The sequence below is a fragment of the Burkholderia sp. BCC0398 genome (genome assembly GCF_902833245.1).
In the GTDB taxonomy this organism is placed as follows: domain Bacteria; phylum Pseudomonadota; class Gammaproteobacteria; order Burkholderiales; family Burkholderiaceae; genus Burkholderia; species Burkholderia sola.
This window is the reverse complement of the sequence record NZ_CADFEM010000011.1, coordinates 185,573-210,957: the sequence shown is the minus strand read 5'-3', so window position 1 is coordinate 210,957 and position 25,385 is coordinate 185,573. Positions and strand designations below refer to the sequence as shown.

Annotated in this window: 26 protein-coding genes; 9 read left to right on the top strand and 17 right to left on the bottom strand. The window is 65.6% G+C overall.

The window, feature by feature from the left end; genetic code table 11:
• Nucleotides 1–339 precede the first annotated feature (339 nt).
• Nucleotides 340–522 (top strand): hypothetical protein, encoded by a 183-nt coding sequence (locus HWX76_RS24165; protein ID WP_244138010.1) that lies wholly within the window; start codon nt 340–342, stop codon nt 520–522.
• Nucleotides 523–645: 123 nt separating this feature from the next.
• On the opposite strand, the gene HWX76_RS24160 is transcribed toward HWX76_RS24165, so the two are convergent.
• Complete coding sequence (locus HWX76_RS24160; protein ID WP_176016452.1) at nt 646–1,575, bottom strand: LysR substrate-binding domain-containing protein; 930 nt, start codon at nt 1,573–1,575, stop codon at nt 646–648.
• Nucleotides 1,576–1,701: 126 nt separating this feature from the next.
• Here HWX76_RS24160 and HWX76_RS24155 point away from each other — a divergent pair, with 126 nt between their 5' ends.
• The 6 genes from HWX76_RS24155 to HWX76_RS24130 all read left to right on the top strand — a co-directional run bounded on the left by HWX76_RS24155 (nt 1,702) and on the right by HWX76_RS24130 (nt 7,213).
• The gene (locus tag HWX76_RS24155; RefSeq protein WP_124638399.1) at nt 1,702–2,721 is read left to right on the top strand and encodes an NAD(P)-dependent alcohol dehydrogenase; all 1,020 of its coding nucleotides are present in this window, start codon (nt 1,702–1,704) and stop codon (nt 2,719–2,721) included.
• A gap of 193 nt (nt 2,722–2,914) precedes the next feature.
• Nucleotides 2,915–3,205, top strand: a complete 291-nt coding sequence (locus HWX76_RS24150; RefSeq protein WP_011694564.1) for a co-chaperone GroES — start codon at nt 2,915–2,917, stop codon at nt 3,203–3,205.
• 12 nt (nt 3,206–3,217) lie between these two features.
• The gene (gene groL, locus HWX76_RS24145; protein ID WP_050017246.1) at nt 3,218–4,858 is read left to right on the top strand and encodes a chaperonin GroEL; all 1,641 of its coding nucleotides are present in this window, start codon (nt 3,218–3,220) and stop codon (nt 4,856–4,858) included.
• A 546-nt stretch (nt 4,859–5,404) separates the two neighbouring features.
• Nucleotides 5,405–5,626: a hypothetical protein gene (locus HWX76_RS24140; protein ID WP_050017247.1), complete on the top strand. Its 222-nt coding sequence runs from the start codon at nt 5,405–5,407 to the stop codon at nt 5,624–5,626.
• A gap of 132 nt (nt 5,627–5,758) precedes the next feature.
• Complete coding sequence (locus HWX76_RS24135) at nt 5,759–6,280, top strand: PTS sugar transporter subunit IIA (protein WP_176016451.1); 522 nt, start codon at nt 5,759–5,761, stop codon at nt 6,278–6,280.
• Between the two features lie 48 nt (nt 6,281–6,328).
• Nucleotides 6,329–7,213, top strand: a complete 885-nt coding sequence (locus tag HWX76_RS24130) for an acetylglutamate kinase (RefSeq protein WP_176016450.1) — start codon at nt 6,329–6,331, stop codon at nt 7,211–7,213.
• Nucleotides 7,214–7,293: 80 nt separating this feature from the next.
• On the opposite strand, the gene HWX76_RS24125 is transcribed toward HWX76_RS24130, so the two are convergent.
• The 12 genes from HWX76_RS24125 to HWX76_RS24070 all read right to left on the bottom strand — a co-directional run bounded on the left by HWX76_RS24125 (nt 7,294) and on the right by HWX76_RS24070 (nt 19,400).
• Nucleotides 7,294–9,294: a family 2A encapsulin nanocompartment cargo protein cysteine desulfurase gene (locus tag HWX76_RS24125; RefSeq protein WP_124630873.1), complete on the bottom strand. Its 2,001-nt coding sequence runs from the start codon at nt 9,292–9,294 to the stop codon at nt 7,294–7,296.
• Entirely contained in the window at nt 9,269–10,201 is a 933-nt protein-coding gene (locus tag HWX76_RS24120; protein ID WP_050017251.1) for a family 2A encapsulin nanocompartment shell protein, read from the bottom strand. The genes HWX76_RS24125 and HWX76_RS24120 overlap by 26 nt, the downstream gene beginning before the upstream one ends.
• Before the next feature lie 138 nt (nt 10,202–10,339).
• On the bottom strand, nt 10,340–10,561 hold the full coding sequence (locus HWX76_RS24115) for a helix-turn-helix transcriptional regulator (protein ID WP_050017252.1): 222 nt from the start codon (nt 10,559–10,561) through the stop codon (nt 10,340–10,342).
• Nucleotides 10,562–10,569: 8 nt separating this feature from the next.
• Nucleotides 10,570–11,508 carry a serine O-acetyltransferase EpsC gene (gene epsC, locus HWX76_RS24110; protein ID WP_050017253.1) on the bottom strand — a complete coding sequence of 313 codons (939 nt, stop codon included), beginning with the start codon at nt 11,506–11,508 and terminating at the stop codon, nt 10,570–10,572.
• 28 nt (nt 11,509–11,536) lie between these two features.
• A complete protein-coding gene (locus HWX76_RS24105; RefSeq protein ID WP_050017254.1) occupies nt 11,537–12,007 on the bottom strand; it encodes a rhodanese-like domain-containing protein in 471 nt (156 codons plus the stop codon).
• Between the two features lie 375 nt (nt 12,008–12,382).
• Entirely contained in the window at nt 12,383–13,783 is a 1,401-nt protein-coding gene (locus tag HWX76_RS24100) for an amidase family protein (protein WP_176016449.1), read from the bottom strand.
• Between the two features lie 76 nt (nt 13,784–13,859).
• Nucleotides 13,860–14,651, bottom strand: a complete 792-nt coding sequence (locus HWX76_RS24095) for an alpha/beta hydrolase (RefSeq protein WP_050017286.1) — start codon at nt 14,649–14,651, stop codon at nt 13,860–13,862.
• 84 nt (nt 14,652–14,735) lie between these two features.
• Complete coding sequence (locus HWX76_RS24090; RefSeq protein WP_050017256.1) at nt 14,736–15,083, bottom strand: DUF4148 domain-containing protein; 348 nt, start codon at nt 15,081–15,083, stop codon at nt 14,736–14,738.
• 259 nt (nt 15,084–15,342) lie between these two features.
• Entirely contained in the window at nt 15,343–15,885 is a 543-nt protein-coding gene (locus tag HWX76_RS24085) for a cytochrome P460 family protein (protein WP_050017257.1), read from the bottom strand.
• Nucleotides 15,885–16,928 carry an alpha/beta hydrolase gene (locus tag HWX76_RS24080; RefSeq protein ID WP_050017258.1) on the bottom strand — a complete coding sequence of 348 codons (1,044 nt, stop codon included), beginning with the start codon at nt 16,926–16,928 and terminating at the stop codon, nt 15,885–15,887. Before HWX76_RS24080 ends, HWX76_RS24085 begins: the two co-directional genes overlap by 1 nt.
• Nucleotides 16,929–17,219: 291 nt before the next feature.
• Nucleotides 17,220–18,497, bottom strand: coding sequence for an epoxide hydrolase (locus tag HWX76_RS24075; protein WP_176016448.1), 1,278 nt, complete (start codon nt 18,495–18,497; stop codon nt 17,220–17,222).
• Nucleotides 18,498–18,695: 198 nt separating this feature from the next.
• Nucleotides 18,696–19,400 carry an SDR family oxidoreductase gene (locus tag HWX76_RS24070; RefSeq protein ID WP_124554383.1) on the bottom strand — a complete coding sequence of 235 codons (705 nt, stop codon included), beginning with the start codon at nt 19,398–19,400 and terminating at the stop codon, nt 18,696–18,698.
• Nucleotides 19,401–19,534: 134 nt separating this feature from the next.
• Between HWX76_RS24070 and gcvA the strand changes: the two genes are divergently transcribed.
• Nucleotides 19,535–20,425 carry a transcriptional regulator GcvA gene (gcvA, locus tag HWX76_RS24065; protein WP_176016447.1) on the top strand — a complete coding sequence of 297 codons (891 nt, stop codon included), beginning with the start codon at nt 19,535–19,537 and terminating at the stop codon, nt 20,423–20,425.
• 25 nt (nt 20,426–20,450) lie between these two features.
• On the opposite strand, the gene HWX76_RS24060 is transcribed toward gcvA, so the two are convergent.
• The 4 genes from HWX76_RS24060 to HWX76_RS24045 form a co-directional block, all read right to left on the bottom strand.
• The gene (locus tag HWX76_RS24060; protein WP_176016446.1) at nt 20,451–21,038 is read right to left on the bottom strand and encodes a pyridoxamine 5'-phosphate oxidase family protein; all 588 of its coding nucleotides are present in this window, start codon (nt 21,036–21,038) and stop codon (nt 20,451–20,453) included.
• 97 nt (nt 21,039–21,135) lie between these two features.
• Nucleotides 21,136–21,327 carry a hypothetical protein gene (locus tag HWX76_RS24055; RefSeq protein WP_124638385.1) on the bottom strand — a complete coding sequence of 64 codons (192 nt, stop codon included), beginning with the start codon at nt 21,325–21,327 and terminating at the stop codon, nt 21,136–21,138.
• 12 nt (nt 21,328–21,339) lie between these two features.
• Nucleotides 21,340–22,539: a PLP-dependent aminotransferase family protein gene (locus HWX76_RS24050; RefSeq protein ID WP_176016445.1), complete on the bottom strand. Its 1,200-nt coding sequence runs from the start codon at nt 22,537–22,539 to the stop codon at nt 21,340–21,342.
• 362 nt (nt 22,540–22,901) lie between these two features.
• Nucleotides 22,902–23,546: a hypothetical protein gene (locus HWX76_RS24045; protein ID WP_244138009.1), complete on the bottom strand. Its 645-nt coding sequence runs from the start codon at nt 23,544–23,546 to the stop codon at nt 22,902–22,904.
• 379 nt (nt 23,547–23,925) lie between these two features.
• Between HWX76_RS24045 and HWX76_RS24040 the strand changes: the two genes are divergently transcribed.
• A complete protein-coding gene (locus HWX76_RS24040) occupies nt 23,926–25,347 on the top strand; it encodes a hypothetical protein (RefSeq protein WP_176016443.1) in 1,422 nt (473 codons plus the stop codon).
• The last annotated feature ends 38 nt before the right edge of the window (nt 25,348–25,385 follow it).

The following is a 25,385-nucleotide window of genomic DNA, read 5'->3' as shown; positions in this document are numbered from 1 at the left end:
CCTTGGCGTGGAAACATTAGAAAAAGTCTCGAGACGGCCAACAAGAGCTGCAAAACTACACCGATCGCGGCAATCGCGAAGGTTACCGCGACCGATCGGCATGCCAGCGTCAGCGCTACCCGGCACCATGGGCGGGATATCGCCGGCGCAATCACCCGATCTAAACTCGATCGATCTGCTCGACAACCTGCTAGAGTTGCCGGTCAATTTTTGGAAAGGGACATGTAAGAATTGCGCGACTTATCCCGAGAAAGTGCTCGCGCCGCGCCCGCGCAGCTATCTCGGCCTGAAGGCGAACACTGCGATTCGGGGTGCGCAATGAATTGGCTTGCAGACCGATTGCTTCTCATCGTCACGGCACTGATCGTCACGGCCGCAGGCTGGGCGATCATCAGCGCGACAGGCGAATGGTTTCCGCTTCTGATGACGGTGACCGCGTTCGCTTCACTGTGGATCGAAAACTCGCGGCTGCGCAAGCTGCTCGAACAAAACGGTATCGATCCGCGACGACGCAAGCGCTAGTCGCCCGAAAAAAGCGGCTTACCGGTTTTTCCTCACTGGGTTCAGGCTGACTATGCGAGACGCACGAAAGTGCGACACGCATCCAACCAGATTGTCATGTCGTCATCGGAGAACCGCTCGCCGTCATCCGCGCTCGCCGTTCGCGTCGTCCGACGCCAGCATGTTCGGAATCTCGTCGACCAGCGCATCGACGACCACGCGCACCTTCGACGGCACGTGACGCGCCGCCGGTCGCACCGCGAACACTTCGGCGCCCGACACGCTGTCGCTGTCCATCACGAGCGCGAGGCGGCCGTCGCGCACGTACGGCGCCATCAGCCAACACGGCAGCCACGCAAGGCCCGCGCCGGCGGCAGCCGCATCGGCGATCGCCTGCAGGTCGTCGAACCGCAGCCGGCCGGCCGCGCGATGGTCGTGCACCACGCCGTCCGCGCCGATGACCCGCCATGGCGTCGGTTGTCCGCCGCGCGAATACGCGATGCCGACGTGCGACGCGAGTTCGTCGAGCCCCGACGGCCGGCCGTGACGCGCGAGATACGCGGGCGATGCGCAGATGCCCATGCGCTGCACGCCCAGCTTGCGGCCGATCAGCGCGTTCGTATCGGCCAACTCGCCGATGCGCACCGCCAGGTCGAAGCCGTCGTTGACGAGGTCGGCCACGCGGTCGCTGAACGACATGTCGATTTCGAGCCGCGGGTGGCGCTCGACGAGACGCCGCACCACGGGCGCCACGCACTGCCGCCCGAACAGCACCGGCACGCTGACGCGCACGCGCCCGGCCGGCTCGCGGCGCCCCGCGTCGAGCGCGGCCTCCGTCTCGCCGAGTTCCGCCAGCAGCCGCCGGCATTGCTCGTAATAGACGAGCCCTTCGTCGGTCAGGCCGACCTGGCGCGTCGTGCGCTGCAGCAGCCGCGCGCCGAGACGCAGTTCGAGCCGCGCGACGATCTTCGCGACGGCCGAGCGCGTCATGCCGAGGCGCAGCGCCGCCGCCGCGAAGCTGCCCGATTCCACCACGTCGACAAATTCGGCGACGCCTCTCAGCCGTTCATCCATGCCGCTCCGCTCCGGTGCGATGACAGGGTTGTGTCCGTGCTGGCGACAATCGTCGGCCGAATTCTCGCCAATGCGTCCACCTGCGCAACACTATGATAGTCCTGACTATCTCGAAAAGGAGTCGACATGCATGCATGGCAAATCAAACCGGGCGACGGCATTGCCGGGCTCCGGCGCATCGACGCGACACCGCGCGCGGTCGGGCCGACCGGCGTCGTCGTCAGGATCCATTCGGCCGCGCTGAACTATCGCGACCTGATGTTCGCGCGCGGCGACTATCTCGGTATCGGCACCGACGCGCTGATCCCGGTCGCCGACGGCGCCGGAGAAGTGGTCGAGACGGGCCGCGACGTCACGCGCTTCAAGCCGGGCGACCGCGTGATCAATACGTACTTCCCGCGGTGGATCGACGGGCCGCCGACACCGCACAAAGTGTCGGGTTCGCCCGGCGCGCAATTCGACGGCGTGCTCGCCGAACGCTTCGTGTCCGACGAGGCCGCGCTGGTCGCGATCCCCGCGCATCTCGACTACGACGAAGCCGCGACGCTGTCGTGCGCGGGCGTCACCGCGTGGAACGCGCTGTTCGTCGACGGCGGACTGTCGCCGGGCGCGACCGTCGTGCTGCTCGGCACGGGTGGCGTATCGATCATCGCGCTGCAACTCGCGCAGGCCGCCGGGTTGCGCACGATCGTCACGTCGTCGAGCGACGCGAAGCTCGAACGCGCCCGTGCACTCGGTGCGGACGCAACGATCAACTACCGGACGACGCCCGAATGGCAACACGAAGTATTGCGCCTCACCGGCGGTGCGGGCGCGGATCTCGTCGTCGAAGTCGGCGGACGCGATACGCTGCCTCGCTCGCTCGCCGCGACGAAAACAGGCGGCATCGTGTCGGTGATCGGCGGGCTCAGCAGCTTCGACGGGCCCGAACTCGGGCTGCTGCCGCTGATCGGCGGCTTCCGGCGTCTGCACGGCTTCATGGTCGGCAGCCGCGCGATGCTCGACGACGTCGTGCGGCTCGTCGACGCGAAACGGATCAAGCCGGTGGTCGATCGCGTGTTCGGCTTCGACGAGGCGCCGCAAGCGTATGCATACCTGCAATCGGGGCAGCACTTCGGCAAGGTCGTGATTCGCGTCGCATCGTGACGCCTGAAGGCGGCAGACGCCGCCTTCTTCCGCCTCCTCCCTCTCCGATCCCCGTCTTCCCGTCCAAAGCGCATTCGCGCAAATGCTTTTCCGAATCCGTTATTGGATCGCACCGCCGCGCGTTTTTATACTCGTCAGCACTCTCTGTTAAAGAGTGCCAGCCAATTTCGACAGAACAGCACAGGACGAAAAGATGAGCCTACGCCCCTTGCACGACCGCGTGATCGTGAAGCGACTCGACCAGGAAACCACCACCGCATCGGGCATCGTGATTCCCGATAGCGCCGCCGAGAAACCCGACCAGGGCGAAGTGATCGCCGTCGGCCCCGGCCGCAAGGATACCGACGGCCAGCGCATCGTGCCCGACCTGCAGGTCGGTGAGCGCGTGCTGTTCGGCAAGTACGCGGGGCAAGCCGTCAAGGTGGACGGCAACGAGTTTCTCGTACTGCGCGAAGAAGACATCGTCGCGGTCGTCAATCAATAACGGAGCGCAATCATGGCAGCCAAGGAAATCATTTTCAGCGACATCGCACGATCGAAGTTGACCGAAGGCGTGAACATTCTCGCGAACGCGGTCAAGGTCACGCTCGGGCCGAAGGGCCGCAACGTCGTGCTCGAACGCAGCTTCGGCGCGCCCGTCGTCACGAAGGACGGCGTGTCGGTCGCGAAGGAAATCGAACTCGCGGACAAGCTGCAAAACATCGGCGCGCAGCTCGTGAAGGAAGTCGCGTCGCGCACCAGCGACGCGGCCGGCGACGGCACGACGACGGCTACCGTGCTCGCGCAGGCGATCGTCCGTGAAGGCCAGAAGTACGTCGCGGCCGGGCTCAATCCGCTCGACCTGAAGCGCGGCATCGACAAGGCCGTCGCGTCGGCCGTCGACGAATTGAAGAAGATCAGCAAGCCGACCACCACGAGCAAGGAAATCGCGCAGGTCGCGACGATCTCCGCGAACGGCGAGGAATCGATCGGCCAGCGTATCGCCGAGGCGATCGACCGCGTCGGCAAGGAAGGCGTGATCACCGTCGAGGACGGCAAGTCGCTCGCGGACGAGCTCGATGTCGTCGAGGGGCTGCAGTTCGATCGCGGCTACCTGTCGCCGTACTTCATCAACAATCCCGACAAGCAGATCGCCGAGATCGAAAACCCGTACATCCTGCTGCACGACAAGAAGATTTCGAACATCCGCGATCTGCTGCCGGTGCTCGAACAGGTCGCGAAGTCGGGCCGGCCGCTGCTGATCATCGCGGAAGACGTCGAAGGCGAAGCGCTCGCGACGCTCGTCGTGAACAACATCCGCGGGATCCTGAAGACGGTGGCGGTCAAGGCGCCGGGCTTCGGCGATCGCCGCAAGGCGCTGCTCGAGGACATCGCGATCCTCACCGGCGGCCAGGTGATCGCCGAGGAAACGGGCCTGACGCTCGAAAAAGCCACACTCGCCGAGCTCGGCCAGGCGAAGCGCATCGAAGTCGGCAAGGAAAACACCACGGTGATCGACGGCGCGGGCGATGCGAAGAACATCGAGGCGCGCGTGAAGCAGATCCGCGTGCAGATCGAAGAGGCGACGTCCGACTACGATCGCGAGAAGCTGCAGGAACGCGTCGCGAAGCTCGCGGGCGGCGTGGCGGTGATCAAGGTCGGCGGCGCGACCGAAATCGAGGTGAAGGAGAAGAAAGATCGCGTCGACGACGCGCTGCACGCGACGCGCGCGGCCGTCGAGGAAGGCATCGTGCCGGGCGGCGGCGTCGCGCTGATCCGCGTACGGCAGGCGATTCGTGAACTGAAGGGCGCGAACGCCGATCAGGACGCGGGCATCAAGATCGTGCTGCGCGCGCTGGAAGAACCGCTGCGCCAGATCGTCACGAATGCGGGCGAGGAGGCGAGCGTCGTCGTCGCGAAGGTCGCGGAAGGCGCGGGCAACTTCGGCTACAACGCGCAGACGGGCGAGTACGGCGACCTCGTCGAATCGGGCGTGCTCGATCCGACCAAGGTCACGCGCACCGCGCTGCAGAATGCGGCGTCGGTGGCCGGGCTGCTGCTGACGACCGATGCGACCGTGTTCGAAGCGCCGAAGGATGCGGCGCCGGCCGCCGCGCCCGGCGGCCCGGGCGCGGGCGGGCCGGGGTTCGATTTCTGACGACGCGGCGGCGTGCGCGCCGGTTTGTCGGTATGCGCGCGGTCATGTAGTCACGGGAAACGCGTGGCGACGGAAGTCGTCACGCGTTTTTCTTTAGGATCGACCGTCTGCGGAACCGCTGGTAACGCGCGACTCACACTCCTTTACGACCTTTTTACTTGCGCCCGCGCATCCGTTCACTAGAATGGGTTCGCCATCCACGACCGAGCACGCGCCATGCGCATCCGACGTCCTCGTCCTCCGAGTTGCTTTTCTGCCTGACAGGCCGGACGCCTGCGTCACCTTCCCGAGTCACCGTCCTGCCGACAGGCGGACGATGCGCGCCGTAGTCCTTTCCGTGCACGCTTGAACGCGATGTCGATGTGGTCGTCACGCATCGCAATGTATGCGTTCGAGCACGTGCATCGACACAGGCCGCGTAACGACGCGCCATCGATCCGCCGATTCTAGCCGGTTGTTTTGCATCACTGATTTCATTCACGGGGCCTTCCGCTTCCGCAGCATCGCATGCCCCGTCGCGATCGTCTTTCATACAGGAGCCGTGAAATGATGCTGGGTTTGACGTTCTGGAAACACGTGATCGGGCGGCGGACCGAAACCCTCCACGAAGCACGAACGACGGCGCACGACCGGCATCGCCGGGTGTCGAGAACGCTCGTACTGGCGAGCGCCGCGGTCGCGTTCGCGGCAATCGCGTTCGGTGCGCCGGTCGTCGGCATTTCGGTGTTTGTGCTGACGACGCTGCCGTTCGTACTGTCGGGCACCTGAGGTTGCCCATATCGGGCGCGGCTCCGTCGGCGCTCGATACGAAATTTTAATGCTTGCCCACCGCGTATCTAACACCGTCTTTACGCGAGGTTATCTAGGATTTCCCTGTCATCCCGACACGGAGCAATCCGCATGCAAACGCAGCAGGCCGCCGTCGGCGGCCAATCCCCCCTCGCTCACCGACGCGGCAGCACGCCGTCCGCGCCCCGGCTCGCCAACGCTTGTCCGCCGGACAACATCCTGCTCGATGTACCCGTGGAAAGCGCGAGCCAGTTGTTCGACCTGATCGCGCGCCATGTCGCGCGCGGCAGCGGCGTATCCGCCGACCGGATCCGCGCCGAACTGATCAAGCGCGAGCAACTCGGCTCGACCGGCCTCGGGCAAGGCGTCGCGATTCCGCATGCGCGCGTCGACGGGCTCGGCTCGGCCGTCGCGCTGTTCGTTCGCGCGCGGTACCCGTTCGCGTTCAACGCGCCGGACCGCAAGCCCGTGCATGAATTCATCGTGCTGGTGCTGCCGCACGCGGACGACCGCGTGCACCTCGAACTGCTCGCCGATGCCGCGCGATGGTTCAGCGAACGCGCGATCCGGCAGGCGTCGCGCGATGCGCAAACGCCCGAAGAGATTCACCGGCTCATGCAACGCACTGTTTGACCCGACATCGTGCAACGGCAGGCATTCCCTCCATCATTTCCGATTCCCATGTTCCCAGACCCTGATACTCCCACCCGACGCGTGGCCGGCCTGACCCGCGCGCTGCCTTTCATGCAGGCGCTGCACGGACAGACCGTCGTCATCGTCGACGGCGGTGCCGCGAGCGACGCCCACGCGCGCTCCGCCTTCGCACAGGATGTCGCGCTGCTCGCACTCACCGGCATCCGTCCGATCGTGATCCAAAGCATCCCGACCGCGTCCGGCACGCAATCGGTCCACACCGTGCATGCGGCCATGACCGGCATCAATCATGAACTGGTGCGCCTGATCGGCAGCCACGGCGCCCGGGCGATCGATGTCGACGGTCACGACGGCGGCTTGCTGGTTGCCTGCGCTGAACCCGACCACGCGAGCACAAGCGCGATCGCACGATTCGACAGCGCTGCGTTGAACGCGTTTCTCGACAATGGACTGGTGCCCGTCGTGATGCCGGTCGCACCGGACGACGCGGGCCACGACCGGCTGTTGCGCCCGGAACGGCTCGGCAGCCTGTTCGCGCAACGCACGGGCGCCGTCACGCTGGTGATGATGGTCGACAGTGCATGGCTGCGCGAACTCGGCGAGCTTGCCGGTCTGTACGGCATCGCGGAACTCGAGCAATGGCTCGCCGAACATCCAGCCGCCGACGCGGCGCCGTGCGTACGCGACGCGCTCGATGCGCTCGCGCACGGCGTGCAGAACGTCCATCTCGCCGATATCGGGCAACCCGAATCGCTGATCGATGAGCTGTTGACGGAGGAAGGATCGGGCGTGGTGTTCTGCCGGCGCGGCAACACCGATCTGCTGTCGGAAATCCGCCGCTATTTCGCGGATTCGGCCAGTGTGCTGCGTGACGGCTTCAGCGTCGAGCAGAAGCCGGTCGTGCGTTTCTAACCGGGTAGCATAAAAACGCTTGCGGCGGCCCGCAAAGGCCGCCGCAAGCGGGCAACATCGACGTCAGCGCAACGAAAACATCAACGCCGCGCCGCCAGTCTCCTGACGACGCTCACCAGCGCATCGACTTCATCGCACGTGTTGTAGAACGCGAGCGACGGCCGCACCGTGGCCTCGAGCCCGAAACGCCGCAGGATCGGTTGCGCGCAGTGATGCCCCGAGCGCACCGCGATGCCCTCTTCGTTCAGCGCCTGCCCGACCTCCTCGGTTTCATAGCCCTTCAGCACGAACGACAGCACGCTCGCCTTGTCGCGCGCGGTACCGACGAGCCGCACGCCCGGCACCGGCGCGAGCACGCTCGTTGCATACGCAAGCAGATCGTGCTCGTAGCGCGCGATGTTCTCGATGCCGATGCGGTTCACATAGTCGAGCGCCGCGCCGAGCCCCACCGCATCCGCGATGTTGCCGGTGCCGGCTTCGAAGCGGTTCGGCGGCGGCTGGAACACCGTGCGCTCGAACGTCACGTCCGCGATCATGTTGCCGCCCCCTTGCCACGGCGGCATGTCGTCGAGGATCGCGCGCTTGCCGTACACGACGCCGATCCCGGTCGGCCCGTAGATCTTGTGTCCGGAGAACACGAAGAAATCCGCATCGAGCGCCTGCACGTCCACACGCATGTGGGAGATCGACTGCGCACCGTCGACGAGCGCCTTCGCGCCCGCGCGATGCGCGAGTTCGACGATCTCCTTCACCGGCACGACCGTGCCGAGCGCGTTCGACACCTGCGTGACGGACACGATCTTCGTGCGATCGTTGAGCAGCTTCCGGTATTCGTCGAGCAGCACCTGCCCCGAATCGTCGACCGGAATTACACGCAGCTTCGCGCCCTTGACCGCGGCAAGCTGCTGCCACGGCACGATGTTCGCGTGATGCTCGAGATGCGACACGACGATCTCGTCACCTTCGCCGACGTTCTGCACGCCCCACGTCTTCGCGATCAGGTTGATCGCCTCGGTCGTGCCGCGCACGAACACGATCTCGTCCGGCGACGATGCGCCGATGAAGCGCTGCACCGTTTCCCGCGCATGCTCGTACGCATCCGTCGCGCGGCCGGCCAGTGCATGCGCCGCGCGGTGGATGTTCGAGTTCTCGTGTGCGTAGAAGTATGCGAGGCGGTCGATCACGGCCTGCGGCTTGTGCGTCGTCGCCGCGTTGTCGAACCAGACGAGCTGCTTGCCGTTCACGCGCTCCTGAAGGATCGGGAAATCGCGGCGGATCGCGTTCACGTCGAACGGCGGATGCGCGCCGCGATACAGCTGGCTTTGCGGCTCGGCTGCGTGCGCGTCGTCGATGAAATACCGCGGCACATCCGCGCCCGATGCACGCGACACCGGCACGTCGCGATGCACGGCGAGCAGTTCGCGCAGCGCGTCGTCGTCCGGCAACCCGAACGCTTCCGGCGACGCCAGCCCGTTCGACGGCACGACGATGTCCTGCGGCGTCGCCTGCCAGCCTTGCAGCGAACCGTCGGTGAAGTAGTACGGCGACGTCTTCGCCGCGCTTTCCGGTGCCGGCGTATTCACCTGCGGCACGCCGAGCGCCGCGCCGCCGACACGCGGTTCGAGCGCGGGCGCGATCGACACCGCGTTGTCGGGCAGCCCGTTCTGCGCGGCCGCATGCGGCGCGAGCGCGGGTGCGCGGTTGCCGAGCGACAGCACGTGCGTCGGCGCGGACGGCGCGAGGTTCGCGCCCGGTACCTTGCCTTGCGGCAACGCAAGACCCGGCACGCCGGTGCCCGCGCCGCCCGGGCCCGCGAGCGGCGAGCCGCCCGGCACCGGGTTGCTCACCGCCGCGAGAATCGGCGCCGCGGCCGGCAAGGCCGACGGCACGCCGCCAACCGCACCGCTGCCGGCCGACAGCCCGGGCGCGGTGGCCTGCCCGGGCGGCGTCGCGAAGAACTCGGACGCGAGCCGCGCGAGCGTCGCCGGGTCGGGCAAGCCGGCCGGCAGCGGCGCATGCGGCAACGCGTGCGCGTCGCCGCCGGCCAGGCCGGGATTAACGGTAGGTGTCGGGATAGTCATGGAACTTGGCGATTTCGACGTCATCGAGGACAGCCAGCGCATCCGGAGAATGGATCGCGAGCGAGCAATACAGCGAGATCAGGTACGACGCGATCGCCTGGTTGTTGATCCCCATGAAGCGCACCGACAGGCCCGGCCCCTGCTCGCCCGCGACGCCCGGCTGATACAGGCCGACGACGCCCTGGCGCTTGTCGCCGACGCGCAGCAGCAGGATCTTGGTCTTGCCGTCCGCGACCGGCACCTTGTCCGACGGAATCAGCGGAATGCCGCGCCACGTGAGGAACTGCGAGCCGAACAGGCTGACCGTCGGCGGCGGCACGCCGCGTCGCGTGCATTCACGGCCGAACGCGGCGATCGCGAGCGGGTGCGTGAGGAAGAATGCCGGCTCCTTCCACACCTTCGTCAGCAGCTCGTCGAGATCGTCCGGCGTCGGCGCGCCCGTCAGCGGGAAGATCCGCTGTTCGTCGGTCACGTTCGCGAGCAGCCCGTAATCGGGATTGTTGATCAGCTGGCTTTCCTGCAGTTCCTTGATCGTCTCGATCGTCAGGCGCAGCTGTTCCTTGATCTGGTCATGAGGACTGCTGTAAAGATCGGAGATCCGCGTATGCACGTCGAGCACCGTGCTCACCGCGTTCAGGAAGTATTCGCGCGGCTGTTCCTCGTACGGCACGAAGGTCTGCGGCAGCACGCTTTCGTCTTCGAGCTGCGTGCACGCGGCGCGCACCGCTTCCGGGTTCTTCACCTGGTTCAGGCGGTAGATGCCGGCCTCGACCGGCACCCATTGCAGCAGATGGGTCAGCCAGCGCGGCGTGATCGTGGAAAGCTGCGGGACGGTCTTGGTAGCGTTCGCTAGTTGGCGGGCGGCGTGATCGCTCAGCGCGGCCGTGCCGCTTGCAACGGTCGACATGTGTGGCTCCGGGTTCTTAAGATGAAAAACGGGATTGCTTATGACGCTGGGTGATTATCGGAAGCACGCCCCTGCCGGCTCAACATGCTATAGCCGTCAGGTCGTGCACCCGAAGGGGGAAAACGATGGGGGGCGGCCTCAGGTGACGTACGCGCTCGGCAGTAGCGTGGAGATCGACACGTCGAATGCGCGCGCGATCTTGTCGGCCGTGACGATCGATGCGATCGCCTCGCCGCGCTCGATCTCGCCGACATACGAGCGGTTCAGCCCCGCGTGCTCGGCCAGTTGCTCCTGCGACCACGTGCGCGCTTCGCGCAGCTTGCGCACGGTGGCGCCGAAGTGATGGATGAGGTCGCTCATCGCGCCTCCTAGGCGACGCGCGCCGCCGTGCGCGGCGCGGCGTTCGCTTCGCTGCGCAGCACGGCCTGCGTGACGTTTTCGCCGGCCGGCACGTCCTGCGTGAGCCACACGTTGCCGCCGATCACCGCGCCGCGCCCGATCGTCACGCGGCCGAGAATCGTTGCGCCCGCATAGATCACCACGTCGTCCTCGACGATTGGATGGCGCGCGAGCCCTTTCTCCAGATGGCCGTCCGCATCGCGCGGGAAGCGCTTCGCGCCGAGCGTGACGGCCTGATACACGCGCACGCGCTCGCCGATGATCGCCGTCTCGCCGATCACGACGCCCGTGCCGTGGTCGATGAAGAACCCCGCGCCGATGCGCGCGCCCGGATGGATGTCGATGCCGGTTTCCGCATGCGCTTGCTCGGCGATGATCCGCGCGAGCAGCGGCAGGCCGAGCCCGTACAGCTCGTGCGCGAGCCGGTGGTGGATCATCGCGAGGATGCCCGGATAGCACAGCAGCACCTCGTCGACGCTGCCCGCCGCCGGATCGCCGTGGAAGGCCGCGAGCACGTCGCTGTCGAGCAGGCGGCGAATCTCCGGCAAGCGTGCGGCGAACGCCTGCACGGCCTTCGACGCGACTTCGCCGAGGTTGTCTACCGGCCCGTCGGCGTTACGCTGGCGCGCCGCGTAACGCAATTCGAGCGTCACCTGCGTGAGCAGCGCGTTCAGCGCCGCGTCGAGCGCGTGAGCCACGTGGAAGTTCTCGCTTTCCTGCCGCAGGTCGGGGGGCCCGAGCCGCATCGGGAACAGCACCCCCTTCAGCGCGCCGACGATCTGCGCGAGCGCCTCGCGCGCCGGCAAATCGCGCCCGCCCGGTTCGAGCGAGCGCCGCTGTTTTTCGCGCCATGCGCGGCGCACCGTCTGCAGCGATTGAACGATGTCGTCGATATCGAATGCGGCCATGCTGCTTTCTCCCCGTAACGGCCGTGAATCAATCCTGCGCCCACGGCAGGCCGCGAAAGCGCCAGCCGTTGTGGCCGCCGCGATGCTGCCGCTCGTCGAGGTCGCCCTCGAAGCCTTCGAGCACATTGAACACCTGCGTGAAACCACCCTTCGTGGCAGCCTCGGCCGCCTGCGCCGAGCGGTTGCCGCTGCGGCACAGCAGCAGCACGACCGCATCCTTGCCGGTCTTCGCTTCCAGTTCGCGCACGAAGCGCGGGTTGCGCGTCAGGCTCGTACCGGTCGCCCACGGCACGTGCAGCGACTCCGGCACGTAACCGACGAATTTCCGTTCCTCGGCCGTGCGCACGTCGACCAGCACTGCGTCGCCCGCCGTGAACAACGCCCACGCGGCTTCCGGCGCAACGCCGCCCGCGTAGGGCGTGCCGGCCGCCACGGCCGTTGTGCGCGCGTCTTCCAGCGCCTGCTGGGCGGCGGTTCGTTCTTCCAGTTCAACCGTCATGACACTTCCTTGTATTCTCAGATTCGTATGAACAAAGACACCGGGAATGCGGCTGTTGCAGCTTGCGTGCTGTCTATAGCCGTCAGCGCCACTATGCGAGTGCGGTCGGGGAAGCAGAACCAATAAAAATTCATTTCCTAATCAGCGCCGCGGGGAATGCAATAGCAGACGCGCGCTATCGATGCGCGGTCGCTGGCGAGATGGCAATGGAGGACGGGGGCCGTTCGATGTCGTGCATCGAAGGGATTTGAAAGGAAGCGAGAGAGACGATCGGCGCGGCATGCGGCGCGTCGTCATGGAGTCCGAAATGGAACGGATCACGCGATGCACCGACGAAGCCACCGCGCCTCGCCGATGCACGTGTTCTTCAGTACGTCACACCACCGGGTCGACCACCGTAACCGGCGCACCACGCGCCTCGATATCGCGCCCCGCGAGCAGACACAGATCCTCGCGATGATGCGTGGCGACCACCTGCACGCCCACCGGCACGCCGTTCACGATCGACGTCGTGACGGCCAGCCCCGGCAGCCCCATCGCGGGCAGCGCGCGCAACGTGAGCTGCGCTTCCCATACGCGCTCGAACCCGTCCGGCCCTTGCCGGTCGAGATCGTCCGGAAACGGCAGTTCCGACGAAACCGGCAGCAGCAACACCGGATATTCATCGAAAAACAGCCGCCACTCGCGCGTCAACGTCGTGCGTCGGACCAGCGCGCGGCTGATCACGTCGGCCGGCAGATCGCACACCTTGCCGCGCACGGCGGCGATCACCGCAGCCGCGCCCGGATCACCATCCTGCTCGACCGAGTTCGCCAGCGCGTCGAAGCCATCGCCGAGCCACAGCTGTTCCTGCAGCAGCGCGGCCTCGCGCATCGGCGGCGTATCGTCGATCTCGTCGACGGTCCAGCCGGCATCGACGAGCCGGCGCGCGGCATCGCGCAACGCGGTCTCGACTTCGGGCACGACCTCCAGGCCGCGCGGACGCACGCACAGCGCCGCGCGCCTCGGCACCTCACGCCCGTCGAACGGCACCGCGACGTGCCACGGATCGCGCGGGTCCGGTGCGGAGAACGCCCGCAGCGCAAGCGAGAGATCGTCGATCGTGCGCGCGATCGGCCCGGCCGCCGACATCAGTTGCGCGCCGATCGCCCGCTCGGGCGACGACGCATTGAATGCCGGCACGCGACCGAGCGACGGCCGGATTCCATGCACGCCGCACGCATAGGCCGGGTAGCGCACCGAGCCGCCGATGTCGGTGCCGACCGCGAGCGGTCCGATCCCGGCTGCTACGGCCGCCGCCGCGCCGCCGCTCGATCCGCCCGGCGTCAGCGACGCATTGCGCGGATTGCGCGTAGGACCATGCACGCGATTCGACGTGAACCAGCGCAGTGCGAACGTCGGCGAATTGGTGCGGCCGAGCAGCACTCCGCCGGCCTTGCGGATGTTGGCGACCACCGGGCTGTCGGCCGGCGCGATCAGGTTTTCCTGCAGGCGCGTGCCGTTGGTCGTCGCAAAGCCGGCCTGATCGACGTTGATCTTCACGGTGACGGGTACGCCCGCGAGCGGCCCCGGATCGTCGCCGCGCGCGATCGCGCGATCGACTTCGTCGGCCTGTCGCCGCACGTCGTCGGGGCGGTGTTCGATCACCGCGTTGATCGCCGGATTCACCGCATCGAGACGATCGAGCACGGCGTCCGCCACTTCGCGCGCGGACACGTCACGCTGCCGCACGCGTTTCGCGAGTTCGGTCGCCGGCAGTTGCCAGAGTTCGGTCATGACTTCTCCTGCTGAAAAGACATCACAATCACGCGCGGCGCCGCGCTTCGTCACGAAAGCGCGGCGCCGCATTCGCTCACTGCGTATCCTGCTTCGCGCGCTCGGCGGCGGCGATGATCGCGTCGGCCACGGCCTTCGGCTGGCTCAGCATCGCGACGTGGCTCGCGTTCACGCGCGCGACCGTCGCGCCGATCCGCTTCGCCATCGCTTCTTGCAGCGTCGGATCGATCATCCGGTCGTGCGTCGCGACGACGAACGTCGACGGCTTCGCATGCCATGCGGCTTGCGCGACCTTCTCCGAGATGCACCCGCTATACCACGGCCCCTGGGTCGCGGCAACGATGCGCTGCTGCGCGGGCGGCAGATCCGGCGCGAAATCCTGTGCGATCGCCTTGTCCGACAGCCGCGCGAAACCGCCGGCGTCCTTGCGCAGTTCGCCAGCCCATGCCGGCGCCGGCAGCCCCTGCGTGACGTCGGCGATCGACTGGCCGTTGTCCGGCGCGAACGCCGCGACGTACACGAGCGACTTCACCTTGTCGTCGTTGCCCGCGTCGCTAATCACGACGCCCGCCCACGAGTGGCCGACCAGCACGACCGGCCCCTTCTGTTCGTCGATCGTACGCTTCGTCGCGGCCGCGTCGTCGGCAAGCGAGCTCAGCGGGTTCTGCACCGACACCACGTGCAGCCCGCGCGCCTCGAGCAGCGGAATCACGCGGTTCCAGCTCGACCCGTCGGCAAATGCGCCGTGCACGAGCACGACGTTGGTGCCCTTCAGGTCTTCCTTCGGCGCGGCCTGCGCCGCGACCGCACCGAACAGTCCGCCGATCATCGCGGCGGATACCAGAACGCGTTTCATCAAACCGGCCATCGTCATGCTCCCTTCCTTATCGTGTCGTTGAAATAAAGTGCTGCCCGAGCAGCCGCGCGTGCATGCGGCAAGCGCGGCGCCCGATCACGAATGCGCGTACAGGTCGTCGGCGGCGTAGCGTGCGGCGCGCGACGGCGCGGCACCGCGATGGCCGGCCGGCGTCGACGCATCGGCCACGTTGTCGCCTTGCGACTTCGACGGGCCATTCTGGTCGGAACGCGCGACCTGCTCGGCAGCCGCGACGGCGTTCTCCGCGGCGGCGATGTCGTCCGGATAGTGCGCTTCGCTGCCGGCCGGGTTGTAGCCGGCCTTCTCGAGACGGATGAGGTCGGCGCGCACTTCAGCACGCGTGAGGCTGTGGCCGGTATCGGCGAACGACAGCGCGGGGGCGGCGGCGAGGACGGCAACGGCGAGGATTCGAGCGGCTTTCATGAAGGTTCTCCTTGAACGAAGTTGAGGTGTCGAGCACTGGGCATCCGGTGCGAACGCCTGGCACCGAACGTTTGCTGCATGTCGACAGTAGAACCCGCGCACGTATCCGGCATGTTTCCGGAACCGGGCTTTCTGCATGCCAGTTTTTCAGGAACGGCCGCAGATACAGTGCGATACACACCGGCCACGCAACGCACCACGAAAAAAGGCGTGCCTCGCCGGGCACGCCTTTCCATCCGCTTCACGCTCACGCGTCACGTCACGGTGCGAGCCGCGTGAACACGTAATCGTGGTTCTTGACCCGCGCCTGATGGCACGCAAAGCACGTCTGATGCTGGCCGATATCGGCCGGCACGCCGTTGATGAAGCGCCCGAACCCCCAGCCGCCCGTCGCCGCATAGCGACGCGAGTCCTTCACCATGACCTGCACGGTCGTCGCCTGGCCGGGCACCGTCGCGGGCGCGAACTCGTCGGACTGCTTGCGCTTGTACGCGAGCTTCACGAGGATCGTGCCGTCCGGGAACGGCAGCGTCGCTTTTTCGAGCGCACGCATCGCAACCGGATTGCCGAGCACCACGCGCAACTCGTCGAGCGGTGCGGCCTCTTCGGCCGGCGCGACCATTTCCCACTTCCGGTAGCCGGGCGGAATCGTCACGCCGTAAATCGGCGATGCGGCCGCGGCCGGCTTCGACTGTTCCGCGAACGCGGCCGGGCCGCTGGCCGACCACGCGCCGGCCAGCAGCACGCCCGCGACGAACGCGCGGCGCGCGCCGCGCCGCCATCCCCCCACGCGGGCCCGCATCACAGATGCTCCACTTGCAGGATCGCATCGGCGAAGGCCTGCGGCGCTTCCTGCGGCAGGTTATGGCCGATGCCGCCGGTAATGGTCCGGTGCTGGTACTTGCCGGTGAACTTCTTCGCGTACGCGGCCGGGGCCGGATGCGGCGCGCCGTTCGCGTCGCCTTCCATCGTGATCGTCGGCACGGCGATCGAAGGCCCGGCCGCGAGACGCCGCTCGATGTCGTCGTATTTCGCTTCGCCCTGCGCGAGCCCGAGACGCCAGCGATAGTTGTGGATCACGACGGCCACGTGATCGGGATTCCGGAACGATGCGGCCGAACGCGCGTAGGTCTCGTCGGAGAACTGCCACTTCGGCGACGCGAGTTGCCAGATCAGCTTGTTGAACGCGTCGCGGTTCTGCGCGTAGCCGAGTTCGCCGCGCTCGGTCGAGAAGTAGAACTGATACCACCACTGCAGTTCGGCCTGCGGCGGCAGCGGCTTGGCGTTCGCCGCCTGGCTGCCGATCAGGTAGCCGCTCACCGACACCAGCGCCTTCACGCGCTGCGGCCACAGCGCCGCGATGACGTCGGCCGTGCGCGCGCCCCAGTCGTAGCCGCCGAATATCGCGTGGTCGATCTTCAGCGCATCCATCAGCGCGACGATGTCGACGGCCGTCACCGCCTGCTGGCCGTTGCGCACCGTGTCGGCCGAGCGGAACGTCGTCGAGCCGTAGCCGCGCAGGTACGGCACGATCACGCGATAGCCGGCCGCGACGAGCAGCGGCGCGACGTCCGCGTAGCTGTAGATGTCGTACGGCCAGCCGTGCAGCAGGAATACGACCGGGCCTTGCTTCGGGCCGAGATCCGCATAACCGACGTTGAGCACGCCCGCATCGATCTGGTGGATCGTACCCAGCGACGCGACGCCGGCCGGGCGCTTCGCCGCCGATGCATCGGGCGCCGACTGCGCATGCGCGAGCGCGCTGAAGCCGAGGTCGGCCAGGCTCAGGCTTGCCAGCGTGGTGCCCAGGAGCAGGCGGCGGCGGGTGTTCACGGTATCGGTCATGACTCGTTCTCCATTGTCGATCGCTAAGAAAGAGGCCCGCGGCACGTGCGGGCAATCGGGTGTCGTCGGTCGCGGCGGCAGCGGATGGCGCCGCGCCGCCGTGTGAATTGCTTCACCGGTTTTATATCCGAACCATCCGGAGGCTTTGTATCTCAACGTATCCGTGTGCGAACACGACACACAGCGATTCAAAAATCGCGAGAAAAACGACGTTTCGGCGCGGCCGCGCGGCAGAAACGAAAACGGGCCGCGCACCAGGCCGGCCCGTATTCACTGCGCTTACTACGCCGCTTACGCGCGCCGCAACGGCCGGAACCCCGCACGCACTTCGCGCGCAAACAGTTCCGGTTCTTCCCATGCCGCGAAGTGCCCGCCCTTGTCGACTTCGTTGAAGTAGATCAGGTTGTGATAACTGCGCTCGGCCCAGCTGCGCGGCGCCTGGTAGATCTCGCCGGGAAACACCGTGATCGCGGCCGGCAGCGAGATATCCACCGCGTTGAAGTTGTTCGAGTGATCCTCCCAGTAGATCTGCGCGGACGACGTCGCGGTGTTCGTCAGCCAGTACAGCGAGATGTCGTCGAGGATCTCGTCGCGCGGAATCGAGCGTTCGGGCACGCCGCCGCTATACGTCCACTGCGAGATCTTGTCGTACATCCACGCAGCCTGCCCGGACGGCGAATCGGCAAGCGCATAGCCGACCGTCTGCGGCCGCGTGACCATCATCGCCGAGTAGCCGCAATTGTCGCGATAGAACGTCGCGAGCTTCTCGTACGCGGCCTTCTCCTTCGGCGTCAACGAAGCCGGCGCGGGCGCATCGATCTCGAGCAGCGTCGCGATATCCGGCGGCACCGTCGCCGGCATGTTCACGTGAATCCCGGCCAGACCCTGCACGCGCTGCATCGCCATCCGGTGCGAGATCACCGAGCCGCAGTCGCCGCCCTGCGACACGAAACGCGTATAGCCGAGCCGCGCCATCAACTCGCCCCACGCTCGCGCGATGTGGTCGGAGCCCCAGCCGGTCTTCGTCGGCCGGCCCGAGAAACCGAAGCCCGGCAGCGACGGCACGACGACGTGGAACGCATCGTCCGCGCTCGCGCCATGCGCGGTCGGGTCGGTCAGCGGGCCGATCGCCTTCAGCAGCTCGAAGATCGAACCGGGCCAGCCGTGCGTCATGATCATCGGCATCGCGTTTGCGTGCCGCGACCGCACGTGAATGAAATGAATGTCGAGCCCGTCGATTTCGGTGATGAACATCGGGAAACCGTTCAGGCGCGCCTCGCCCTTGCGCCAGTCGTAGTCGGTGCCCCAGTAGCGCAGCAGCGCCTGCATGCGCTCGAGCCGCACGCCCTGCGATTCGTCGGCGACGGTCTCGCGGCCCGGCCAGCGCGTCGCGACGATACGACGACGCAGATCGACCACGGCTTCATCGGGGATGTGGGCGGTGAACGGGCGTATGCCGCTCGCGCCGGTGGCCGCATGCAGCGCGGTGGGCAGCATCGCCGAGACCCCGGCGGCCACGGAAGTGGCCAGCAGGTGGCGACGCATCGGGGAAAACGGTGTGGAAGACATCGTTCGGCATCTCCTTTCGTGAAATGGAAAGTGAACATGCCGCGGGGGATCGCGCTCAGGCTTTCAATCCGGCGTGCCCATGTCACGCGGCGTCGCCCATTTGAAAGGTCGGATGTATCCCGAATTTGTCTGATTTGTACGCGTTTGTAGCTGCTGCGCGGCGAGCAGCGCTTGCGCGGCCGCTCGCCGGTGTCGCGCTCAGAGCGCGTTGACGATCGCGCCGTCGACGCGAATGTTCTGCCCGGTGATGTAGCCCGCGCCGTCCGACAGCAGGAACGCGACTGTCTTCGCGATCTCGCCGGTCTTGCCGAAGCGGCCGGCCGGAATGCGCGCGACGATCTGCGGCGTTTCCGGCCAGCTGTCGATGAAGCCCGGCAGCACCGCGTTCATCCGGATGTTCTCGGCCGCATAGCGTTCCGCGTACAGCCGCGTCCATGCGCTCAGCGCCGCGCGCAGCGCCGACGACACGGGCATCGGCTGCTCGGGTGCGTCCGCCGCGAAGCTCGAGATATTGACCACCGCGCCGCCGCCCTGCTTCTGGAAGATCGGCGTCACGCGGCGCATCACGCGCACCACGTTCAGCAGGATCAGATCGAGCCCCGTGTGCCAGTTGTCGTCGGTGATCGCCAGCAGCTCGCCCTTCGGCGGATGGCCGGTGTTGTTCACGACCGCATCGATCCGGCCGTAGCGCGCGACCGTTTCCTGCACGAGCCGGTCGATATCGGCCTCTTCGGTCACCGAGCCCTTGATGCCGAAACCGCCGAGTTCGTCGCCGAGCGCCACCGCGCTGCCCGACGGCGACATCAGCGCGACGCGATAGCCCGTCGCCGCCAGTTCGCGCGCGATCGCCGCGCCCATGCCCTTGCCCGCCGCCGTGATCAACGCCACTTTTTCTACAGTCACGATCCGCTCCTCATTCTCATTCTGCCGCCGCGCAGCCGCCATTCGGCGCGCCATGATGGTAATGTAGGCGCATCGCTTCCCACTGTCGAACCAGTATTTCTGCCGCCAGTCGATAGTTTTTCTACAGCCTGACGATGCCGCCACGCCCTTCCCGCCTGCCACCGCTGAATGCGCTTCGCGCGTTCGAAGTGTCCGCGCGGCACCTCAATTTCCGCGCGGCCGCCGACGAGATCGGCGTCACGCAGGGCGCCGTCGCGCAGCAGGTGCGCCACCTCGAGGACGTGCTCGGCCTGAAGCTGTTCGAGCGCCTGCCGCGCGGCCCCTCGCTCACGCACGACGGCGCCGCGTATTTCTCCGACGTGCAGCGCGCGCTGCACGCGATCGCCGACGCGACCGACAAGCTCGTGAAGCGGCGCGCCGCGCTGACGATCAGCACGACGCCGTCGTTCGCGTCGAAGTGGCTGATTCCGCGGCTCGCGCAGTTCACCGACGCGCATCCCGACTACGACGTGCGCGTGATCGCCGACCCGCAGATCGCGACGTTCCGCCATGACGGCGTCGATCTCGCGATCCGCTACGGCAAGCCGCCGTTCGGCAAGCATCTCGCCACCCATGCGCTGTTCCCGCTCGACGTGTGCGCGGTGTGCAGCCCGTCGGTGCTGACCGCGCCGGCTTCGCCGCGCGCGCTCGCCGGGCAGGTGCTGCTGCACGACGCGCACGACCTGTGGCCCGAGTTCCTCGCCGCGATGCCCGAACCGGTCGACGTCGATCCGCACAAGGGGCTGCGCTTCAACCAGACGTCGCTCGCGATCGATGCGGCCGTCGCCGGCCAGGGCATCGCGCTCGCGACCGAGCCTTTGGTCGAACGCGATATCGCAGCAGGCCGGCTGTGCAAGCCGTTCGATTTCGCGTTTCCGCTGTCGGTGGGGTTCTATCTCGTGTATCCAGCCGAGCGTCGCGACGACGACGCGATCGCGGTGATGCGCGAGTGGATGATCCAGGCCGCGTCGGACGGGCGGCCTTGAGTGGATCGAGCGCGCTTGACCAGCGTCAAGGCGCGATCCAGCGGGCTTCGTAGTCGCTTTCGTTCAGGTCGAATACCGCGCGGCGATGGCCGGCGTGCGCGAGTTCGAGCCAGTCGATGCGCGTGATCGTCATGTGGATCAGGCAGAAGTTGTCGTAGCCGTCGCCGGTTGAGGCGGCGTCGTCGATATGCGCGTCTTCCGGTGAGTAGATCGGCGTGCCGGGCGGCAACGGCGCGCGATACAGCAGCAGCGTATGCGGGCGGCTCGATGCCCAGATCGCGCGCCGTTGCGCTTCGTCGTCGCAGATCGATGCAACACCTTCCGCGCGAATCTGCGCGAGCGCGTCGAGATCGTTCGCGACGATCGAGATGCGCGGATCGCGACGCAACTCCGCGACTTTCTCCGAACGCACGTCGGTATGAAACGACAGCACGTGCGCGGTGCGGCTCACCTCACGCAATACGATCGTCCGGACCTTCGGCGCGCCATCGAGGCCGAGCGTCGCCGCCTGCAGCATCGTGAACGGCGAACGCTGTACGCTCACGCCGGATTCGAGGCAGGACCAGACGCGGTCGTAGGTTTGCGCGAGCGATTCGGAGGTCGAGTCGGACATGAGGCGGCGGCGATCGTCGGTGTTTCGATCGCGCAAGCTTAACCGTTTGTGTCGGCGACGGCTCGCATCGGATGCGCCGCAGCCGCCGTTGTGCCGCTCAGTTGTAGCCGAGCACGACCGGCGCCGCATCGCCGGCATCGGTCGCCGGCTCCGCGCCGAAGCGGCCGAGCACGTCGGCCACATACTGCGGCCCGGCGCTGATCTGCGACGACGGATGCTTTGCCGGCCGCTTGTCGCCGGTGTTCGCAGCCGCGCCCACCGCGGCCGTTTCGTTGATGGTGTTATTCATGTCGGTGTCTCCTCACGCGGCCCGCGCCGCACCATACGCGCGCACGAGACGCGCGACGCCTTCCCGGATCGCATCGACGTCCGGCGCGGCGAACGACAGGCGCAGCGACGCCGCATCGACGTTGTCCGCGAAGAACGCCTTGCCGGGTACGAACACGATCTTGTTGGCGATCGCCTGTTGCAGCAACCCGTCCGACGATACCGCGCCGAGCCGCGCCCACACGAACATCCCGCCTTCGGGACGATGGAATTCGATCGCATCGCCGAAGCCGTCGCGCAGCGCATCGCACATCGCGTCGCATTTGCGACGGTACGCGGCCGTGATGCGCGGCAGATGGCGTTCGAGCGCGCCGTCCGCCAGATATTCGGCGGCGGTGGCCTGCGTCCACGGCGCGCTGCACAGGTCGACCGTCTGCTTCGCGATCACGCAGCGCCGCGCGATTTCGGCCGGCGCGATCGTCCAGCCCACGCGCAGCCCCGGCGCGACGATCTTCGACAGGCTCGCGAAATGCACGAGCCAGTCGCGCGCGCCATCCACCTCGCCGGCCAGCGCGAGCATCGACGGCACGGCTTCGCCCGCGAAACGCAGGTCGCCGTACGGATCGTCCTCGATGATCAGGAAACGGTATTGCACCGCGAGACGCAGCAGCTTCAGCCGGCGTTTGCGCGTCAGTGTCGCGCCCGTCGGGTTCGCGAAAGTCGGGACCGTGTAGAGCAGCTTCGGCTGCGCGATCGCGCCGGACGCGAGTTGTTCGGCCAGACGATCGACGTCGACGCCTTCGCCGTCGACCGGAATCGTCACGATGCGCGCCTGTTGCAAACGCATCGCCTGCAGCGTGGCCGGGTACGCCGGTTGTTCGGTCAGCACGACGTCGCCGGGCGACACCATCACGCGCAGCAGCAGGTCGAGACCTTGCTGCGAGCCGGTCGTGACGAGCAGTTCGGCCGGCGTGCACGCGACGCCGCGACGCGCCATCAGCGCGATCAGCTGCTGCTTCAGTTCGGCGAGGCCGTCGGTCGGGCCGTATTGCAGACAGCGGATGGGCTGCCCATACGCACGTTCGGCCGCCGCGTTCAGGCCGTCGACGTCGAACAGGTCGCTGGCCGGATAGCCGCCCGCGAAGGAAATCATGCCCGGTTCGGACAGGTACTTGAACAACTCGCGGATCGGCGAGCCGGCGGGGTTTTGGAATGAGGGCGTGAACGCGTACATGTCGTCGTGTGCAGGTGGGCGCGGACGGCCGGGATAGCCGTCGAGCGCCGGCCGCCAAGGCGCTTCTGGCGTCGCGGCGGTGAATTCGAGCCACGATTGTCGATAGTCATTAAGGGCTCGGCAAACGATATCTATGCACTAGGTCTTGCGGTTTGGTCATTACATCGCGGTTGGGCGGGTGTTGGCGGCGCGTGGGGATGCGGGGTTCGGTGGCGGTTCGTCGAACGGGTGTTTGATTCGGGCGATTGTTTCGCCGGGGGTGGTCACGGCGATCACCGCTGCTTTCTTGGCTTGGGTGGTTCGGCGAGAATCGTGGGTGGCGCCGCTTCAACGCAACGACCGCCCGGGCGGCGGGACCATTCTCAGCGAAGCCAAATCGGAAATTTTGCCGCGACCCAATCGAACGTGGTGGGTGGCAGCGAGATCGACCTTTCACTGTCGTCCTCATCCGATGCGTCGAAATAAACCAACTTGTTCTTACGGATGATGGTCGAGTCCTCACCCGGCCGGCCGTCCCAAAAAACGAAAAATAGTCGCGTAGCAAGCGTCGAGCCATGTGCCTCGCTGACGACGAGTTTGACCTGCTCATTCTGATCACCCAAAAAACCATTGCTGCGGACACCGCTTCCGCAGATGTTGACGATGTAGGTTATGCCGTCGACCTGTTTGACACCACCATCCATCTTGACGTTGTAGTTGAAGCGCTGACAATCGGTACGGTCAATCATGATTCCGCGATAGCCTACCAAGTAGACGAATGCGAAAAAAACGAGTGTGACGATCGCGGCGCCTGCGCGCTTCGCTCGGCTGAAACGGTTGAAATTTCTGACGAGCCGGTACACGTAGAACCCGAAGATGATCGACGTGATGGCGAAGATCGCCAGCTTCGTGTTCATGACCGAGACAAGTACGATCCCGTTCCTCACGTTGCGCGGCAAGAACAGCCACACGATATCAACAACGAGGTATATGGCGACTATGGACAAGACTACTTTGAGGACGGTCATGACCGCTTTCATTGCTCGGCCGGAATGGTTCTGCATACGGTGTCAATTTTCAGAATGATCGGCTTGTCCAGCTTGATGAGTTTGGGCTAGCTGTAGACCACGAAGTCGCCGCCACAATTATCCACGGATCTCCAGTGTCGGTACGTCTTGTTATGCTTCGACCAGTAGACATCCTTCTCTCGAAATTCCCGAAATCTCCTGGTTCGTCTGTCGACCGCCCTATTGAACTCGATTCCGTACAGAGATAGTGCGGAATCTCCTGAGTGGAACTTTTAAAAATGATCGACTATGTTTCGATCATGCAGGAGCGGCCAACGTGACTCGGACTCGACCTGCACACTTGAGAAGTGTTACAGATCGATAACGGAGCGACAAAAAAATGAAAAATGGGGAAATTAAAGAGTATCGAAACATCGCACGCACGATGATCTTTGGCGCATGCATCACTTCACTGACCTTAGCAGGGTGCAGTGCCGTACCAGACAAGCAGTATCAACAAGTTGGCTTCCAATCCAGGTCATGCACAATCGATAAAGTCGGCCGACGCGCCGACTGTCCGGCTACCCAAGCGGGCGTTACGGAGAACAACGATGGTCGCGTGGAAAGGCGCTTCAGCGTGGCCTTTCTCGAATACTGCGAACTGGAGAGCGAGGCATGCAAGGGACCGGGCCAACTGTTCGCGCCAAATCAGCTACAAGCCATCCTGCAGAAAATCGAGAATTCAAATACCGCGGGAGAAGCAACGTTTGTCGCTGTCTACGTGCATGGCTGGCACCATAGCGCCAGCCCCGACGACGAGAACGTCAAATATTTCGACCATATGCTGGCGCGGTACAAGGATGCACTGTCGCGCGCGGGGCAAGCGAATACGCAGGTACTCGGTGTTTATGTTGGCTGGCGGGGAGAAAGCATCTCAACGCCAGTAGCAAGCGTCTTTACAATCGCGAACCGTGCACGCGCGGCAGATTCGATCGCCACAAGTGGCACGATGGCATCCGATTTGGCCGATATTGCTCGCGCTGTCCAGAAGGGCCCCACAGCAAACCGTATGATTGTGACCGGTCATTCCTTGGGTGGCAGAATTTTATCGCGCGCCCTGTTACCCACGTTCATGAAAACAGACCAGCCTCTTGGAGAAAAGACGCTGATCGTTACATTGAATGCGGCTATTGGAGCAGACGCTTACTATGACCTCTATCACGACTCCACACGCCTTGCGCCGACTGCATCCACACCAACATGGCTGAACATCACGAGCCGCGACGATTGGACAACTCGACGTACCTATCCGTTTGCACACCTGCTGGGCAACATGCATCCCGACCATCCGGGGGACGATTCAAGTGGCAGCACCATCGGTCACTATCCCTCCTACAAAACGCATCAGATAAGTTTTGCGGATTGCAACGCCGTGGGATGCGGAGACAAGAGCCGTATAGCGGCACTTCTCACAGAAAATTACTGGCTGCCGGCTCCCTATCATTTCTTCGTGCTGCAATACGTTCCTGAAAGCCTTGAAGCTGGTGCAAACACGTGCGGCTTGATACGAGAATATCCATACAATCAGAACGCAACGGAAGCGATGACAGCCACGGGCATTTGTACCAAGATGGTGGGAAGTGAGTCACCCCATACAGGCCGAAAGCAGTTTCCCGCCAATGGTCACCTCTGGAACATTGAAGGCGATTCGACTGTCATCGACACCGATGGTTTACAGGCGACGGGCACTCCTGTTCACAACGCTACGACGCAGACCAACCTTGCGACCATACTGGTGCGCTTGCTGTATGCCAACCAATAAGATGAGCGCGCAGTTCACAGCATGATTCCTTGCGTATG

What these genes read in the sequence shown, in the direction of transcription:
- HWX76_RS24160 (WP_176016452.1), bottom strand. Translation starts at nt 1,575, where the DNA reads ATGGATGAACGGCTGAGAGGCGTCGCCGAATTTGTCGACGTGGTGGAA.
- HWX76_RS24155 (WP_124638399.1), top strand. Translation starts at nt 1,702, where the DNA reads ATGCATGCATGGCAAATCAAACCGGGCGACGGCATTGCCGGGCTCCGG.
- HWX76_RS24150 (WP_011694564.1), top strand. Translation starts at nt 2,915, where the DNA reads ATGAGCCTACGCCCCTTGCACGACCGCGTGATCGTGAAGCGACTCGAC.
- groL (WP_050017246.1), top strand. Translation starts at nt 3,218, where the DNA reads ATGGCAGCCAAGGAAATCATTTTCAGCGACATCGCACGATCGAAGTTG.
- HWX76_RS24140 (WP_050017247.1), top strand. Translation starts at nt 5,405, where the DNA reads ATGATGCTGGGTTTGACGTTCTGGAAACACGTGATCGGGCGGCGGACC.
- HWX76_RS24135 (WP_176016451.1), top strand. Translation starts at nt 5,759, where the DNA reads ATGCAAACGCAGCAGGCCGCCGTCGGCGGCCAATCCCCCCTCGCTCAC.
- HWX76_RS24130 (WP_176016450.1), top strand. Translation starts at nt 6,329, where the DNA reads ATGTTCCCAGACCCTGATACTCCCACCCGACGCGTGGCCGGCCTGACC.
- HWX76_RS24125 (WP_124630873.1), bottom strand. Translation starts at nt 9,294, where the DNA reads ATGACTATCCCGACACCTACCGTTAATCCCGGCCTGGCCGGCGGCGAC.
- HWX76_RS24120 (WP_050017251.1), bottom strand. Translation starts at nt 10,201, where the DNA reads ATGTCGACCGTTGCAAGCGGCACGGCCGCGCTGAGCGATCACGCCGCC.
- HWX76_RS24115 (WP_050017252.1), bottom strand. Translation starts at nt 10,561, where the DNA reads ATGAGCGACCTCATCCATCACTTCGGCGCCACCGTGCGCAAGCTGCGC.
- epsC (WP_050017253.1), bottom strand. Translation starts at nt 11,508, where the DNA reads ATGGCCGCATTCGATATCGACGACATCGTTCAATCGCTGCAGACGGTG.
- HWX76_RS24105 (WP_050017254.1), bottom strand. Translation starts at nt 12,007, where the DNA reads ATGACGGTTGAACTGGAAGAACGAACCGCCGCCCAGCAGGCGCTGGAA.
- HWX76_RS24100 (WP_176016449.1), bottom strand. Translation starts at nt 13,783, where the DNA reads ATGACCGAACTCTGGCAACTGCCGGCGACCGAACTCGCGAAACGCGTG.
- HWX76_RS24095 (WP_050017286.1), bottom strand. Translation starts at nt 14,651, where the DNA reads ATGGCCGGTTTGATGAAACGCGTTCTGGTATCCGCCGCGATGATCGGC.
- HWX76_RS24090 (WP_050017256.1), bottom strand. Translation starts at nt 15,083, where the DNA reads ATGAAAGCCGCTCGAATCCTCGCCGTTGCCGTCCTCGCCGCCGCCCCC.
- HWX76_RS24085 (WP_050017257.1), bottom strand. Translation starts at nt 15,885, where the DNA reads ATGCGGGCCCGCGTGGGGGGATGGCGGCGCGGCGCGCGCCGCGCGTTC.
- HWX76_RS24080 (WP_050017258.1), bottom strand. Translation starts at nt 16,928, where the DNA reads ATGACCGATACCGTGAACACCCGCCGCCGCCTGCTCCTGGGCACCACG.
- HWX76_RS24075 (WP_176016448.1), bottom strand. Translation starts at nt 18,497, where the DNA reads ATGTCTTCCACACCGTTTTCCCCGATGCGTCGCCACCTGCTGGCCACT.
- gcvA (WP_176016447.1), top strand. Translation starts at nt 19,535, where the DNA reads ATGCCGCCACGCCCTTCCCGCCTGCCACCGCTGAATGCGCTTCGCGCG.
- HWX76_RS24060 (WP_176016446.1), bottom strand. Translation starts at nt 21,038, where the DNA reads ATGTCCGACTCGACCTCCGAATCGCTCGCGCAAACCTACGACCGCGTC.
- HWX76_RS24055 (WP_124638385.1), bottom strand. Translation starts at nt 21,327, where the DNA reads ATGAATAACACCATCAACGAAACGGCCGCGGTGGGCGCGGCTGCGAAC.
- HWX76_RS24050 (WP_176016445.1), bottom strand. Translation starts at nt 22,539, where the DNA reads ATGTACGCGTTCACGCCCTCATTCCAAAACCCCGCCGGCTCGCCGATC.
- HWX76_RS24045 (WP_244138009.1), bottom strand. Translation starts at nt 23,546, where the DNA reads ATGACCGTCCTCAAAGTAGTCTTGTCCATAGTCGCCATATACCTCGTT.
- HWX76_RS24040 (WP_176016443.1), top strand. Translation starts at nt 23,926, where the DNA reads ATGAAAAATGGGGAAATTAAAGAGTATCGAAACATCGCACGCACGATG.